We start from the raw sequence: 15,341 nt of genomic DNA on the forward strand, positions 1-15,341 counted from the left end.
ATTGCTTTGCTCTATAATTTGTTAAAATTAATTTTTAATACTTCTTTTGTGCTTTCGTCAATTTTATAATTCTCACTGATTTTATAATCTCCAACACATATTATTCCCTCACTATCTGTGATTATAGGAATTTTACACCTTTCTTCTCTTGGGATTTTTAAATCTATGAATAAATCTTTCACTTTTTTACTTCCCATAGCAAGCTTTATCTTATCACCTTGCCTTCTGCTTCTTATTACTATACCCCCTTTTACCTTATTAAAATCAAACCCTTTAGATGAATTGTCTAATTTCATACTCTTATACCTATCTATACTCATTATTTGGGTCTCAATAATTTGTTTTAATTCTTTTATTTTAATAAACCCATTACTAGGTACATTGTAATAAAATTCAATCTCCTCATTAACAATTTCCTCATTGGTTAATATTATACTGTCTTTTTTTCTATAAACAAATATATTTCTTGGAAGAGTTAACATTTTATTTACTTTCGAATTATCCTCTAAAGACATTATATCCTCTATATGTCTTTGGTCAACAAAATTAGTATCTCCTAGTATATGTTTTATAGAATTTCTAAGAACCCTAACTTTGATAGCATCATGCAAGCAAATAAAATCGTCTAAATTTATCTCTACAAAGCCCTTTTCTTTTACACTTGAAACTTCTCTAAATTTAGCTTCTGCCTCTTTCTCAATATAATCGTTATCAATTTTTAAACTATTGCTCATCCTCACTATAGATTCTATTACATTTGAATTAAAATTATCCTTCATATATGGTAAAAGGTCTAACCTTATTTTATTTCTAGTGTATATATTTTCTAAGTTGGTTTTATCTATTCTAGGATTTAAATTATAAGCTTCACAATAATCCTCTATATCACTTCTTTCCACATCTAATATTGGTCTAATTATACAATTATCTCTAATATAATCAATTCCCTTTAGACCTGTTAGACCTGTTCCTCTCATGATACGCATCATAACAGTTTCAGCTTGGTCATTAAGATTATGACCTATAGCTATCTTATTAGCTTTAATCTTATCCTTAATTTCATAAAACATTTCATATCTTAACTTCCTTGCTCCTTCTTCTAATGATAACCCCTCATTTTCACAATATTTTGGTACATTAATAGACTTTACAAAGAATACTATTCCCATATCCTCACAAAGTTTAGATACATATAATGCATCTTTTTGAGCTTCTATCCCTCTTATCTGATGATTTAAATGTGCTGCATATATTTCTATATTAAAATCTTTTTTTAATCTATTTAGTACATGCAATAAACAAACTGAATCAGGTCCTCCAGAGAGACCTAAAACTATTTTATCGCCTTTTTGTATTAAATTATGTTTATTTATAGTACTTAGTACCTTATCAAATATCATATTTATCCCTCTTACACTTAGTTTTATTCACTTTTAAGTATACTTTCTATAAAAAAACGCTAAACCCTTGTATCAATTTTAAGAAATTAAAGTTTAATATAAATATAATAATACCAAATAAATTAAATAAAAGGTAGTTTTTTCACTACCTTTATAAAATTTCTAGAAAATAGCTATAGTTATTATTTAATACCTATGTATATATCTATTTTATTCCTACCTAAAAATAAATCTTGTATCTTTATATTATAGTCTATTTTCAATTTTATGTGTTCCCCTTCTTGTATATTTATATCCAATTCTCTTGTATCAATATCAATTAATAGAGTACCTTGTGGGGTCACATATTTTGTAGCGCTACTTTCTCCACACTTAAACAGCATTGTTGAGTTAATAGCACCAAATTTTTTGATACTAACTTCATCTTTAAGTATCTTTATAGTATTAGTTATTTCTATATTTTCTTCTTTTTCTTTGTAAATAACATATATTCCATCATTTTTATAAAAAATTTTACCAAAGGCAGTCATCTCTATGGTGTCCATATTTCCTTTTTCATCATATTGTCTAGTATTTATACTTATTTTTACACTCAACGATTTTTCCTCCATAGATTCCTCATATACGCTAATATTTTTGTATTTCTACTTTTTGAATCTTATCAATTTTTTTCTTTAAGAATTCTCTTGCTATATCCGAAAACTTCTCATGTATGTCTGATACATAATATTGATATGTTCCATGAACTTCTGTATCGTTTATAATATTTTGTACCTCTAAAATCGTTTTTAAATCCTTAGCAGTCTCTTTAGCTGGATTAACTAATCTTATATGTTCTCCAACTTCTTCGCCTATTGTTCTCTTCAAGATAGGATAATGAGTACACCCTAATACTAAAGAGTCTATGTTTTTTTCTTTCAATTCTTGTAAATATATCTTTGCCGTCAATTTAGCTACTTCTGTATTTGCCCAACCTTCTTCAACAATAGGCACAAATAAAGGGCATGCTTTGTTAACAATTTCTATACTTTCATCTATTTTAGATATTTCTAAATTATATGCTTTTGAACTTATAGTTCCTTCAGTTCCTATTATACCTACAATTTTATTTTTTGTAGAACTTACAGCTGTTCTAGCTCCTGCCTCTATAACACCAATTATAGGTATATCATATTTTTCTTGAGCTTCTTTTAAACTTCTTGCAGTAGCAGTATTACATGCTATAACTATGGCTTTTACATCTTTAGTTTTTAGAAAGTTTATAGCTTGAAAAGTATATTTAATTATAGTTTCTTTAGATCTTGAACCATATGGTATTCTGGCAGTATCTCCAAAGTATATTATATCCTCATTTGGTAATATCTTCATTATCTCTTTTAGAACAGTTAATCCGCCTAATCCCGAATCAAAAACTCCTATTGGCTTATTACTCATTTTTATACAACACCTACTTTACAATTTTGTGTTTAACAACAACTTATTTATCGCTAAAATTTATATTTATATTCACAGTTAATATATTATTACCTAAATGATTATTATAGTTTATTTTAAACAAAAAATAAAGGAGCTATCTTAAATTAGAAAATAATTTCTAGAAAAAGACAACTCCTTTCGATATTTCAAAAATTTATATTTATTTTGCAAACACATGATTCCCTATTTTCATATATGGACTTAGTCTATTTATCCATTTGCAAGTGGCTATTTCTGGATTCCAAAAATATACTGCTTTATTAGTTGGGTCAGTTCCATAAAGTGCTTCTTGAGCTGCTTTACATGCTGAATCTGTTGGTGTCATATTTATTGACCCATCAAGCACAACTGAGAAAGCATTTTTTTGATATATGACTTCTTCTATTGTGTCTGGAAATCTAGGGTCCAATATCCTATTTATTACTACAGCTGCCACAGCTACCTGTCCCTCATAGCTTTCTCCTCTAGCTTCTCCTGCAACCAACCTAGATAATAGCATCAAGTCATCATTAGATAAATTTATGACTTCTTTCTTTGCTATATTTTTTTCTTGTTTATTTATTTTATTAACTTTCTCTGTTGGTTCATATGCAAATACCTCTTTAATAGGCATAAATATACAAGTCAAAGCTAATAGTATAGCCATCAGTTTACTCCACCTGTCCATGATTAAAACCACTCCTTACAATCTTATTTTTAAAATTTTTTCTCTAAATCCTTTACTACTTCAAGTACTTTAAACTTAATTTTTACTCTACTTGTTTTCTTTGGTGTATCTTGTTTTATTAACTTATATTCTTTATCAGTTAATACTTCTTTCAACTTATCATCTGTGGATTTATCTATTACTCCATTAGATTCATCAACAAAGCATAATGGTGGAAACATAACACACCACCAATTTTTTCCTTCGCCTTTTCCAATGATAATTTTTAAAGCTTTATATTCACCAGCTGGAAGAACTATATTAGAATATTGTTTAGTAGGGAAATTACTGTATTGTATACCTACCTTTACACTGTAATTATATCCATTTTCAAGAATAATATTTTTACTTATTTCTTCCAAATTGCTATATTCCCTTTTTATAATTGCTTCACTTTCTTCTATGCTTTTTGAATTTTGAAGCTTTGGCTGTAGGTATTTTATTACTTCATCTCTAACTTTTAACTTAAGTTCTTGGTCTTCATCTGTATTACTATTTGCTATAACATGAAATCTTATTAATTTATCTTTATAGTCTTTTGATATACTATCGACCTTTTTTACTTCACCATTTATTACTATTGTCATTATTGATATAACTGATATAAGACTTAATATTAATATTCCCAATCTAATCTTAACTTTTCTCACTGAAAATCCCCCTTAAGATAAATTTATATCATCAATTATGTCCAATTTAATTTAATTTATTCATAATATTTTTTAATATTAATAAAAAAAGCTATTTTAAAACGATTATAATCATTTTAAAATAGCTTTTTTCACTTTATATTTTATAAGTCTTTATTAATCATAGCCTTATCTATCATAAACTGTTCTGCTTTTTCTATATGTTCTGTAGCGTACTTCTTAGATAGCTCACTATCTCCCTTAATTATAGCATCAAGTAAGTATCTGTGTTCTTCAACAATATTATGTGATGTGTCATAATCAGACATGTAAGTAACTCTAAACCTATATACTTGTTCCCATAATGAGTTTATCAATTGGATTAATTTTTTATTGTTTGTTGCTTTAAATATACATTCATGAAACTCTACATCAAGTTTTAATAATGAATCTACATCACATTCTAAAGTGCTTTTTTTAAAGTCTTCTGATATATCTTTAAGCCTTTTAATATCTTCATCACTGATTCTTTCAGCAGCAAGATATGCTGCTAAACCTTCTAAGCTCGCTCTTACTTCTAATACATCCATAATATCTTTTAATGACATATTTGCCACATAAGCACCTTTTCTAGGCAACATAACAACTAAACCTTCTAATTCAAGCTTTCTTATTGCCTCTCTTACTGGAGTTCTACTTACTCCCAATTGTTCTGCTAGCTGTACTTCCATTAGCCTTTGACCAGGCTTTAATTTTCCTTCTAAGATTGCTTCTCTCAAATTTTCAAAAACTACATCTCTTAATGGCTTGTAATTATCCAAGTTCAGTTTAGTTAAATTCTCCACAAATTTCAACCCCTTTTTGACTGCTATTAACAACATATACCTGTTTATATTTTTTTAATAATTCTTTTTTTCCAATTAGAGCATCTTCTTTACTTTCAAATAATCCAAAAACTGTAGGACCACTTCCACTCATCATAGAACCTAAAGCATTATTTTTCATCATGATTTGCTTTATATTATCTATTTCTTTGTGCTTACTTATAGTAACATTTTCAAGAACATTTACCATATTTTCTGATAAAGCTTTTATATCTTCAGATTTTAAACATTCTATCAAATATTTATTATTTGGCCTTTTTTTAATATTATTCAAATCTAATCCTTGATAAACTTCCTTAGTAGAAACAAATAAGTCTGGTTTACATATTAATATATTTATATCACGTGGCAAACCTTTGATATCAGTTAGCTTTTCTCCAACTCCTTGAGCTAAAGCAGGTTTTCCTGATATGCAAAATGGAATATCTGCTCCTAAATTAAATCCTATGTCTTTTAATTCATCTTCAGATAATTCAAGCTTCCACAATTGATTTAAACCTACTAATACTGCGGCTGCGTTAGAACTTCCTCCAGCCATTCCCGCTGCTACAGGGATATTTTTTTCTATGAATATTTCTACACCTTTTTTTATATCAAATTTATTCTTAAGTATTTTGGCGGCTTTATAAACAATATTATCTTCATCTAAAGGAATATCTAAACTAGTGCTTTTTACCTTTATTTCATCTTCATCTAATTCTTTTACTTTTACTATATCGTATAAATCTATCGTTTGCATTATCATTTCAACAAAATGATAACCATCTTGCCTTTTTCCTAAGACATCAATGGATAAATTTATTTTTGCCTTACTTTTTAGTTTTATAAAATCCATTCTATCCTCCTTGTTTAAAGAATAATGCATCACTAACAATAATATTATACTACAAAAAATAAAATAATAGGGTATTATAATACCCTATTATACTTAATTACTTTAAATTTTTTAATATTAATCTACTAATACGACTTTTTTTTCTAAAATAAGACACTTGCCAGGCTTAATTGGTTCATCAAGTTTTATATCATTAAGCTCTGCAATTTCATTTTCTGTTGTATTGTATTTTTTTGCGATGTTCCAGAAAGTATCTCCCTCTTTACATATATATACAATTATACTAGGAGCCTTAGACAAATCATATACACCTTGGTCTTCACCTTTGATGATAAAGTTTTCTGCCTTTTTATCTAGTGCTTCAGTAAATCGCTTAATTTTTATAACTAAGTCTATTTGGTCTCTATTCAAATCAACTTCAATTTTATCAATGCATGCTGTATTAAATACAGATGCTGTATCAGTTAAATTATCCATCTCTATATCATGTTCAAATGGAATTTCTTCACTAATTTTGTAAACTAATTTTAGACCCTCAACTGGAACAAATAAAATCTCAACTTTTATAATCCCTTGTATAATACTTTTATTTTCTTCAATATAACTATTTTCTATAGACATAGTTGGACAAACGCTTACAATATCTTTTATTTGTATATCATCATTATCATTTCTTATGCCTTCTCTAACCATAAATGTCTCTTCACTATTTCTTAAAGTCTTGTTTAATTGAATAGGCTTATGGTCAAATTTTATTATTTTCTGAGGAGAATATGCATCTTGTAATACTTCTCTCGTCACCTCATCTGTAACTTTCACTTTACAACAAGCCATACAATCTATTTCTAAAAGACCTGTATTACTTTCACTATTTTGTTTGAAAATATGATTGAAGTCTGACATGGACAATAAGACTTCCTCAATCATACCATCACTAACTCCAGGTACTTCTACAAATTGAGTAAACTCAATACCTACTCTATCTAACTCTACAAGTTCACCCTCATATGTACAAGCTAATGGATTTATTTCTAATACTCCACCAATAATAACCTTATTGTCAGTCACTCTGCTTTCTTTTACTTTAACAGATGGATTCAAACTTATTATAGACTGAATTTCTTCTGTGTTTATAGTTATAGTATCTCTTATAGAACTTTCTGCTTTTTCTATTCCAACTATATCTTGAAAACAAATTTCTTTTCTATGCTTTTGTATTCCTTCTACTTGTGATACATCCTTTACTATATCTAATCTTTGCTTTTCAAATAAACTTCCTCTTATATTCATAAGAGCTCCTACTTTGATTTTTCTCTCATTCATTATAGTACAATCCATATGCTCTACTTCTGAAAATAACATGTATTCCATATCTTGAACAACATTATCTTTTTCTATAACTTCGTTTATATCTACTTTTCCATCTACATTAGAAATAGTATTTTTATCATCTGCAATATAGATTACATTATAATTAAAGCTTCCCCTACAAAGTATCTTCCCATCTGCCATTTCAATTTTTTTAAGTGATATGTACCCTTCTGTCTTTACAATTTCATATACATCTAATTTTTTGTCTGGTACTACCGCCTCCGCCTCAATAAATGTTTGAAATTTTCCAAAGTCTATTCTATTGTCAATCTTAATTACATCTTTAATTAATTCCATACTTTACCTCCTTAAGTATTATAAAAGTATCACACTATATTTATATTTAAGGAGCAAAAAAAAAATTACACCTATTTTTAATAGGTATAATTTTAACTTATCTGTAATTTATCTTGATCTCTAAAAACTTGCAATTTTACATTAGATGTTAATAAATCTGAGTAACTATAAGATACTCTAGGGTATCCATTACTTTCATCATCTAATTTTATAACGAACACGCTTGGATAAACTTTTTCTAGTATACCCTCTTTTGTAATAATCTGCTTTCTTCCTTTATTAGCTTTCAACAATATTTTCTTTCCTATATGTCTCTCTAAGCTTACTCTTATCTTATCCAGAGTTTGAACAGTAGCCACAATATCACCTTCTTTAACGTTTATATGTTTACATAATATCACATATAAACATTTTTGTCAAATGTTTAAACTAATTATTTTATATATTTTTTGCAAAAATGTCAATACTATTTTTGAAGATATACAGTATAATTATGCTAATTTTTGTTAATGTAATATTGTTTTTGGCATTGCCCATCTAAATTTCCCTCTTGTTTCAGAACCGCCGATACCCTTAACACCTGTAATAGTCTGCTCTATGACCTCGTCAATAGGCACTACTACATCAATTCTTGAACAAGCAATTTTCTCAACTACAAAAACAGGGTCTAAAGCATGTATCATTATTCTTCCAGGTGAACTTGCATAATTTGCTCCTGCACTTATTATTTTTTCATAATTTGATTGGCATGCTCCTGCAAATATAACAAGATTATCCAAATTTGGTTGCCATTTACGTGCTTCTTTTACCGTTTTCATAAAGTTTAAAGAGTTTCTATAGTTGCTCATATCTTCTATATCTCCTCTTTTTATTGTCATTGCATCATGACCTGTTATTACTAGTATATCCGGATTATATTTTTCTAGTAGTGCTCTTACTTCTTTATACTGGTTTTGCTCTGAAACTGCTACTCCTACAGCAGGTATTCCAAGTTGAGCGTATACATCCAAACAAATTTTTAGATATTCTTTATCTCCATCTATCTGTAATACTTTTCCAGGCATTCCATATGTGTTAGGATTTAATTGAAGTTTTGGAACTGCTCTTGTCATTCTCTTTTGTCTTTCTTTAGCTTTTCTCACTGACTTATATAATAAATTTTCTACATTTTTATCTATTAATATATCTTTTATATCAGGTGCTTTTACTAATTCTAAATCATCAATATAAGCATCTGCTATTACTCTAAATGCAATACCCTTTAGTATAGCTATTTTTTCATTATTTTCATCTACACCAAAAGAGACTATTTTAAATACTATATCTTTGTTATGTGACTTTCTAGCTACAATGTCTCCTACCTTCATAGTTAAACCTCCAATAAATTTTTATCTTAGTTTATACTATGTTCGATATAAAACTTTGTTTCCTAATGTCAAAAAAACATTTCTTATAATACGTCTCTTATTACTCTTAAAGCATTTTTATAGTATATCTTTTCTATTTCATCTTCACTAAATCCTTCTTTTTTTAGGGGTTCGTATAATTTACCCATTTGAGATATATCCTCAATCTCAACCTTTGAATCTATCCCATCAAAATCTGAGCCTAGAGCCACAACATCTATTCCTCCAACATTTACAATATGTTTTATATGTCTAAGCATATCTTCAAGCTTACTTTCGCTTTTATCACTTAAAAACATATGGAAAAAGTTTATACCTGTAACTCCGCCTTTATTTGCCAATACTCTAATCATATCATCAGTTAGATTTCTAGAATGATTCATCATTGCTCTTGAATTAGAGTGTGTAGCAATTATTGGCTTAGAAGAAATCTTCGCAATTTCATAAAATCCTCCATCTGAAATATGTGAAACATCAACTAACATTCCCAATTCATTCATTTTATGTACTACTTCTCTTCCAAAATCAGTAAGACCTTTTTCTCTATACTCTACTTTATTATGAGGAAAACTCAATTCATTCACATGATTCCAACTTATTGTCATCATTCTAACCCCTAAGTTGTAAAATTTAGTTAAATTTTCTATCTTACCTTCAAGTACTGCACCTTCCTCAATAGATAAAAGTGCTGTAAGTTTTCCTTCTGATTGATTTTTCATAATTTCTTCATAGTTAGTAGCTAAAGCTATCACATCACTATTTTTTTTCATTTCCTCATGAAATTTATTTGCCATGCTCATACAATAATCAAAAGGATGCTTTACTTCTTCAGTATCAACAAAAAGGGCAAATGTTTGAGCTAATGAATCCCCTTTTTTCAATCTGTCTATATCAACAGAATACTTGTTAGACTTAAGTTCGCTTGTTTCTACATTTTCCATTAGCTTTGCTATAGTATCACAATGTAAATCAATAAATTTCATATTTATACCCCCTGTATATTTTATATTTATATCCAAAAATAGAAATAGTTGTCCTTATAGACAACTATTGACAACTATTTTTTAATATTCTTTTTGATATTACTTAATCTTATTCCTCTTTTAAGTTAGGTATTACTCTTTTAACCTCTTCAATTTGATGCCATGTCTTATCTATATTATTTTCACTAATATATTTTTTTAAATCAGTTAAAGATGTAAAATCTTTAACTGATAAATTGTCATCATCATCTGCAAATCTTAAAATAAACATAAGACTACCTTACTTTCCACAACATTTCTTATATTTTTTTCCACTTCCACATGGGCATGAATCATTTCTTCCTATTTTTGCTTCTTTAACTATAGTTTTAGATTTTTTGTACGCTTTTATTATTTCTTTTCTTTGGTCTGCTGGTAATATTTCTTCCCAACCTTGTAGATTATATAACCAATGAGCTTCAACAGTTACCATATTGTTATATAATTTTTCCCAATCTATTTTTATAGAAACTTCTTTATCAGCTTCTACACCTTCTAAAACTATATCTTCTTTTAAACTTTCACTTATTCCATCTATGAATCCCATGAAAAATTCATTAGTAGTTCCAAATTTTTCAGCTAATTCACCTACTTTACCTTCAACAACATCCATTTTATTGTTTAATATTTCATTGTATATTCCAGCTTCAATTTTTAAATATGCTTCCCAGAATTTTACCTCTGCTTCTTGACTTTCATGATTATCACTTAAATTTCTCCATTCAGTATATAAACTCATACTTTTTTCCTCCTAAGTACATCTATATTTTTATAGTTTTTATAGTATAAAATCTTTTAGTTAGATTGGAAGTTTCTTCTTTTTGATTATACCATATTCTATTTAAAGTTAACTCTTATATTATATCATAATTAAACAATTCTTTTAACACTTTTATAGCATACTCTTGGTTTATAAAGTAAGGGCTTGTAGCAATTGTTATTACTTTAGCTTTTTTAATTAAGTTTTTTATCTTATCCAGTTTGAAATCAAACGGTATATACTCCATATCACTTGAAAATATATCCAAGTCTATATCAAGAACAAACTCGGGCTCTATCTCTAAATCAAATCCATATAAACTGTCTATTATTATTAATTCTGAAAATATTTTATGTTTTAGTGCTGGTTTTATAAAACTTCCTACATTTAGAACCTCATTTGTATACCTAAATACATCTTCTATATTGTTTACATCTACATCATAGCTTTCAGGCTCTCTAGTGTCCTTATGTTGGTCTACATGTACTAACTTACATCCTCTTGTAAATTCATCATTCATCATAGATTTTAACCAAAAATAAAATGCATGATTATGATTATCAAACACGTATATTGTTTTATTTCCCAGGACATATTCGACCATATTCTCCAATCCTATTGCTTTTATTTCCTCATTTTCGTCTATTTCATTAAAAACTACCTCATTACCCAGCTTTACATTATTCAATGTACCACTTATAAGTTTTGGTACATATATACTTTTATTTTCTCTCTTATCATATGAGAATACATTGTTCCCCACTGGTTTTTCTATATAAAATCCATTATATTCATAACTTTCCATAAGACTTAATTTCCTCCATTTTTATAATCTATAAAATCTAAAATGCACTTATTGCAAATCATATTATCTACTATAGAAGACATATTATATAGCTAAATATAACATCTTCTCTTAATATGTATTATACAATAAGTGCAAAATATATTACATTCCTATAACAAAGCCATCAGCTTCAATTGGAAGATAACTAACTCTTGTATTCAATTCCACTTTTCCAAAAAATACTACCCAATATGGTCTAAAAATACTTTCAATTTTAACTATTTCAATTTCTGGAATTCCTCCCATAAACCTATGAGTTAACCTCATAGCCATCTTGTTTGCTTTTGCTTTTACTCTTCTTTCATCTTTATCACTATACTGTACAATATTACAATCTACATTTTTTACTATTTCATGTACTGGCAACTCTTGCACTATACTACCAGCACCTGTAGAACCATTCACCAAGATTTTTAATTCATTTGTATCATTAGAATGTTTTTTTTTCATAAAAATAGATTTATTTTTATGAATTTTAAGTGTGACAACTTTAAACTCTATATAGTGAAGTCTAACTTCATGAGTATCTTTGTTCTTTAATATAAATTTGCTAATCAAAGAGTTTTTTCCATTTTTGGCTATATCTATAGCTTCATCTTTTGTAATTTTTATAGGTAAGGCTCTTATATCCATAAAATCATTCTCTTTCTTATTTTTTTCTTGTCATTTTTACAACTCTATATAGATAGTCAAAAAATATTATAACTACAACTGTCATAACTCCATATGGAATTATCTTTCCAACTATAATATCATTTCTAGTCACTATACCATAAAATATAAATCCTGTTATTAAAAAGTACAATAGTACTAGAAAACCATCTATTCCAAGCCATTTTATTTCTAAATCTTTTTTTACCTTAGACACTAATTTAGACATAGCAGTTTCTCCTTTTATAGATTATTTTGTGTATTTAAATTTTCACCTATTCTGTTTCCAATTATCCATGCAATAAATGAAAGAGGTATAGCCATTACAAGAGGTTCTAGCTCAAAACTTTGGACTGGGAATATTTTAAAATAACCAAAAGTAACTCCCCCTACAATCATTCCTAAAACTCCACCCATAGATGTCCTCCTTCCATTTCCAAGAAGTCCACCTACTATAGGTACAAATGCTGAACCCATCCAGATACTTCCTACAAATATACATGCATCATATACATTTTCAAATCTAAATGCTACACTAAGTCCCATAACTGCTGCTAAACATACACCTATTCTAGTAAACTTTACTAATTGTTTCTGAGATAACTCCTTTTTCGTAATTCTTCCATATATATCATTTGCCAAGGTAGCTCCTGCCGCTAAATAATAACTATCTAATGTTGATACTATAGAACCTAAGATTCCTATTATAAATATTACTCTTATTCCTTGTGGTAATGTCTCCAAAACTAAAGTTATGTACCCAGCAGCTGGTGCCATTTCTGGATAAGTGGCTCTTACTATAAGACCTGTCATAGTTAAAACCATATCAAAACATATCCATAAAGAAAAACAAGTTAATAAGGCCCTTCTACCAACTTTAGGGGAGTCTGCTGCTGAAAATCTTTGATAAAAAGTTGGGTCTGAATAAGCTCCAAAAGAATATACAATTAACATCAGTGCTTTCATCGCTGACATACCTTTGGTAGGATGCATAAGCTGAGGTGCATCTTTAAGTGCTTCTGTAAGACCTTGAAAACCTCCTATTTGTTCAAATTGACCTGGCATAACCATAGTTAGACCAAATACCATGCAAAAAAATAATACCATATCTGTAATGGCAACTCCCATAAGCCCACCAAGTACTGTAAGTACAACGACTACAACTACCATTATTAAACCAATCAATTCTTTATCTATTCCCCAAGCTACATTACCTATAGTTCCCATAGCTGTTATTTCTCCAAGCTGTGCACAATATATAAACATCAAGATTGCTCCAATTATAGCAACCTGTTTACCATAAAAACTTTCCAATAGGTCAGGAACTGTTATATTGGTTCTTATATGAATTCTCGGCCCAACCCATAATGCTAAAGGCATCCTTCCAATATGTGCAGCTATTGACCAAACTGCCCATGCAGATATTCCATATATAGCCGCATATTCTACACTACCTACCGTACCAACGCCCCCATACCATGAAGCAACCAAAGTACCTACTATCAATGACCATGGTAAGCTTCGATTTCCTAGGTAATAGCTCTCCATATCTTTTACATTTCTAGAAAAATAATAACCTATCCCTAATAATATAAATGCAAATATAACTATAATTCCATTTTCCCACAATGCTAACATATCTAATCTCCACGTTCTTATATTTTAAATTTTTACTTTAATATGTAAATATGAACAACTCTACCCATTTCCATAAAAATAGGTAGAGTTATATAATAATTATAAGTATTTAATCAATCTCGTTATTAAGCAATCTTGTTATTCAAATTGTTATTTTCTCTTTTATTTATCTTATTTAGAGCATAAGTGGCAAATATACCTATAACTGCACATACTACAGATAAAATGAATATATATGTATATCCTGTTTGTCCATATTTATCTAACCAATTACCTGCTATAGTGTAATAAAATGCGTCTGGAGAAAATCCTATAAATGAGGCAAATCCAACTACTGCTCCTGTAGTTTCTAAAGATATATTAGATTCTGAAACAGATGCAAAGTATATTCCTCTAAATCCAAACAAGATTACACTTAGTATTATCATATTTATTACAGCTATCCATATAAACCCTGCACCTTTAGGAATTACCAAGTAGGCAGCTGTACTTACTGTCATTAGTATAAATCCTACAAACATTACTCTTATAGATGAGCCAACTTTATCTGTTATGACACCAGCAACAGGAGATGCTCCCATTTTTATAACATAAGTTCTAATTATTGATAGAGCTGAAACTAAAGTCATTGGCATTACATAAACTTCTGATAAATATGGGCTTAAGTAAGTTAAACTTGAGAATACTAGGTAAGTTGAAAATATTATAAGACCAATTAACCAAGCCTTTGGCATTGTAACTACTTTTAATAGTGATTTAATGCTTAAGCCTTCATCTGATGCTCCAGTATCTTTTTTCTCTTCTACTAAGAAGAATAAAAGTATACCACATATTATAGATGCTGCAGAATATAACCATACTACATATTTGAATCCTATTGTTATTTCAGCAAATTTACCAAAGAAATAAAGACCTATAAAAGAAATTAATGTACCTGATACACCTGATAATCCTTCATAAAAACCAAATATTCTTCCTTGCTCTGATTCACTACCTTGCATTCTAACAACTTTAACAGATGCTGAGAAGAAAGTTAATATTGTTGTAAATCCCCACAATACAAATATTAAAAGAATCATATTATATGATGGGAATGTTGAGAAGTAAAACCCAAGTAACCCTGAAGCAATTAAAGAAAAAGTTATCAGCTTTCTAACTGAGAATCTATCTGCAAACCATCCTCCTATAAAATAAGATACCATTCCTACTAATCCATATAAACTCAATAAGTTCCCTATTTGTGTATGACTTAATGCTAAAGCTTGTTGCATTGGGTCATAAAATGATGATTTCATATATGGTAAACTATACATAGCTGTTGTTCCAAATGCCAATATGAATATTATCAAAAATCTTTTAACATTACTTTTGTTTTCCATTGATTTTCTCTCCTTAAAATTTTGTTATTTGTAATTTTAT

At 28.5% G+C, this 15,341-nt stretch carries 18 protein-coding genes; all 18 read right to left on the reverse strand.

The window, feature by feature from the left end; all coding sequences use genetic code 11:
- Positions 1-11 precede the first annotated feature (11 nt).
- Positions 12-1,400: a tRNA lysidine(34) synthetase TilS gene (tilS, locus tag ACTG44_RS19595; RefSeq protein ID WP_021386490.1), complete on the reverse strand. Its 1,389-nt coding sequence runs from the start codon at positions 1,398-1,400 to the stop codon at positions 12-14.
- A 182-nt stretch (positions 1,401-1,582) separates the two neighbouring features.
- A complete protein-coding gene (locus ACTG44_RS19600; protein WP_052328894.1) occupies positions 1,583-2,011 on the reverse strand; it encodes a YwiB family protein in 429 nt (142 codons plus the stop codon).
- 16 nt (positions 2,012-2,027) lie between these two features.
- Positions 2,028-2,834 (reverse strand): glutamate racemase, encoded by an 807-nt coding sequence (gene murI, locus ACTG44_RS19605; RefSeq protein ID WP_021386488.1) that lies wholly within the window; start codon positions 2,832-2,834, stop codon positions 2,028-2,030.
- Positions 2,835-3,036: 202 nt separating this feature from the next.
- Complete coding sequence (locus ACTG44_RS19610; protein WP_021386494.1) at positions 3,037-3,522, reverse strand: cell wall hydrolase; 486 nt, start codon at positions 3,520-3,522, stop codon at positions 3,037-3,039.
- Positions 3,523-3,572: 50 nt separating this feature from the next.
- Positions 3,573-4,232 carry a stage II sporulation protein R gene (spoIIR, locus tag ACTG44_RS19615; RefSeq protein ID WP_021386486.1) on the reverse strand — a complete coding sequence of 220 codons (660 nt, stop codon included), beginning with the start codon at positions 4,230-4,232 and terminating at the stop codon, positions 3,573-3,575.
- A 143-nt stretch (positions 4,233-4,375) separates the two neighbouring features.
- Positions 4,376-5,056 (reverse strand): GntR family transcriptional regulator, encoded by a 681-nt coding sequence (locus ACTG44_RS19620; protein WP_479921070.1) that lies wholly within the window; start codon positions 5,054-5,056, stop codon positions 4,376-4,378.
- Positions 5,040-5,930: a 4-(cytidine 5'-diphospho)-2-C-methyl-D-erythritol kinase gene (gene ispE / locus ACTG44_RS19625; protein WP_021386484.1), complete on the reverse strand. Its 891-nt coding sequence runs from the start codon at positions 5,928-5,930 to the stop codon at positions 5,040-5,042. Before ispE ends, ACTG44_RS19620 begins: the two co-directional genes overlap by 17 nt.
- A 117-nt stretch (positions 5,931-6,047) precedes the next feature.
- Positions 6,048-7,598, reverse strand: coding sequence for a DUF3794 and LysM peptidoglycan-binding domain-containing protein (locus ACTG44_RS19630; RefSeq protein ID WP_021386491.1), 1,551 nt, complete (start codon positions 7,596-7,598; stop codon positions 6,048-6,050).
- Between the two features lie 92 nt (positions 7,599-7,690).
- Positions 7,691-7,957: a Veg family protein gene (locus ACTG44_RS19635; protein ID WP_009892135.1), complete on the reverse strand. Its 267-nt coding sequence runs from the start codon at positions 7,955-7,957 to the stop codon at positions 7,691-7,693.
- 147 nt (positions 7,958-8,104) lie between these two features.
- A complete protein-coding gene (gene yabG / locus ACTG44_RS19640) occupies positions 8,105-8,965 on the reverse strand; it encodes a sporulation peptidase YabG (protein WP_021386497.1) in 861 nt (286 codons plus the stop codon).
- A gap of 83 nt (positions 8,966-9,048) precedes the next feature.
- Positions 9,049-9,987: a dipeptidase gene (locus ACTG44_RS19645; protein ID WP_479917785.1), complete on the reverse strand. Its 939-nt coding sequence runs from the start codon at positions 9,985-9,987 to the stop codon at positions 9,049-9,051.
- Between the two features lie 109 nt (positions 9,988-10,096).
- On the reverse strand, positions 10,097-10,258 hold the full coding sequence (locus tag ACTG44_RS19650) for a hypothetical protein (protein ID WP_021386480.1): 162 nt from the start codon (positions 10,256-10,258) through the stop codon (positions 10,097-10,099).
- A 9-nt stretch (positions 10,259-10,267) separates the two neighbouring features.
- On the reverse strand, positions 10,268-10,765 hold the full coding sequence (locus ACTG44_RS19655; RefSeq protein ID WP_479921071.1) for an SEC-C metal-binding domain-containing protein: 498 nt from the start codon (positions 10,763-10,765) through the stop codon (positions 10,268-10,270).
- Between the two features lie 115 nt (positions 10,766-10,880).
- Positions 10,881-11,591: a peptide arginase family protein gene (locus tag ACTG44_RS19660; RefSeq protein ID WP_479921072.1), complete on the reverse strand. Its 711-nt coding sequence runs from the start codon at positions 11,589-11,591 to the stop codon at positions 10,881-10,883.
- Between the two features lie 144 nt (positions 11,592-11,735).
- Complete coding sequence (locus ACTG44_RS19665; RefSeq protein ID WP_479921073.1) at positions 11,736-12,266, reverse strand: hypothetical protein; 531 nt, start codon at positions 12,264-12,266, stop codon at positions 11,736-11,738.
- A gap of 16 nt (positions 12,267-12,282) precedes the next feature.
- Complete coding sequence (locus ACTG44_RS19670; protein ID WP_021386481.1) at positions 12,283-12,513, reverse strand: hypothetical protein; 231 nt, start codon at positions 12,511-12,513, stop codon at positions 12,283-12,285.
- Positions 12,514-12,527: 14 nt separating this feature from the next.
- Positions 12,528-13,922 (reverse strand): sodium:solute symporter family protein, encoded by a 1,395-nt coding sequence (locus ACTG44_RS19675; RefSeq protein WP_479921074.1) that lies wholly within the window; start codon positions 13,920-13,922, stop codon positions 12,528-12,530.
- Positions 13,923-14,047: 125 nt separating this feature from the next.
- A complete protein-coding gene (locus tag ACTG44_RS19680) occupies positions 14,048-15,301 on the reverse strand; it encodes an MFS transporter (RefSeq protein WP_021386483.1) in 1,254 nt (417 codons plus the stop codon).
- Positions 15,302-15,341: the final 40 nt, after the last annotated feature.

It is taken from the genome of Clostridioides sp. LIBA-2809, assembly GCF_056688965.1.

Coding starts and splice junctions, on each gene's coding strand:
- ACTG44_RS19650 (WP_021386480.1), bottom strand. CDS start 10,258: ATGTTTATTTTAAGATTTGCAGATGATGATGACAATTTATCAGTTAAA.
- ACTG44_RS19670 (WP_021386481.1), bottom strand. CDS start 12,513: ATGTCTAAATTAGTGTCTAAGGTAAAAAAAGATTTAGAAATAAAATGG.
- tilS (WP_021386490.1), bottom strand. CDS start 1,400: ATGATATTTGATAAGGTACTAAGTACTATAAATAAACATAATTTAATA.
- ACTG44_RS19665 (WP_479921073.1), bottom strand. CDS start 12,266: ATGGATATAAGAGCCTTACCTATAAAAATTACAAAAGATGAAGCTATA.
- ACTG44_RS19610 (WP_021386494.1), bottom strand. CDS start 3,522: ATGGCTATACTATTAGCTTTGACTTGTATATTTATGCCTATTAAAGAG.
- ACTG44_RS19655 (WP_479921071.1), bottom strand. CDS start 10,765: ATGAGTTTATATACTGAATGGAGAAATTTAAGTGATAATCATGAAAGT.
- ACTG44_RS19630 (WP_021386491.1), bottom strand. CDS start 7,598: ATGGAATTAATTAAAGATGTAATTAAGATTGACAATAGAATAGACTTT.
- ACTG44_RS19660 (WP_479921072.1), bottom strand. CDS start 11,591: ATGGAAAGTTATGAATATAATGGATTTTATATAGAAAAACCAGTGGGG.
- ACTG44_RS19645 (WP_479917785.1), bottom strand. CDS start 9,987: ATGAAATTTATTGATTTACATTGTGATACTATAGCAAAGCTAATGGAA.
- yabG (WP_021386497.1), bottom strand. CDS start 8,965: ATGAAGGTAGGAGACATTGTAGCTAGAAAGTCACATAACAAAGATATA.
- ispE (WP_021386484.1), bottom strand. CDS start 5,930: ATGGATTTTATAAAACTAAAAAGTAAGGCAAAAATAAATTTATCCATT.
- ACTG44_RS19680 (WP_021386483.1), bottom strand. CDS start 15,301: ATGGAAAACAAAAGTAATGTTAAAAGATTTTTGATAATATTCATATTG.
- ACTG44_RS19675 (WP_479921074.1), bottom strand. CDS start 13,922: ATGTTAGCATTGTGGGAAAATGGAATTATAGTTATATTTGCATTTATA.
- ACTG44_RS19600 (WP_052328894.1), bottom strand. CDS start 2,011: ATGGAGGAAAAATCGTTGAGTGTAAAAATAAGTATAAATACTAGACAA.
- murI (WP_021386488.1), bottom strand. CDS start 2,834: ATGAGTAATAAGCCAATAGGAGTTTTTGATTCGGGATTAGGCGGATTA.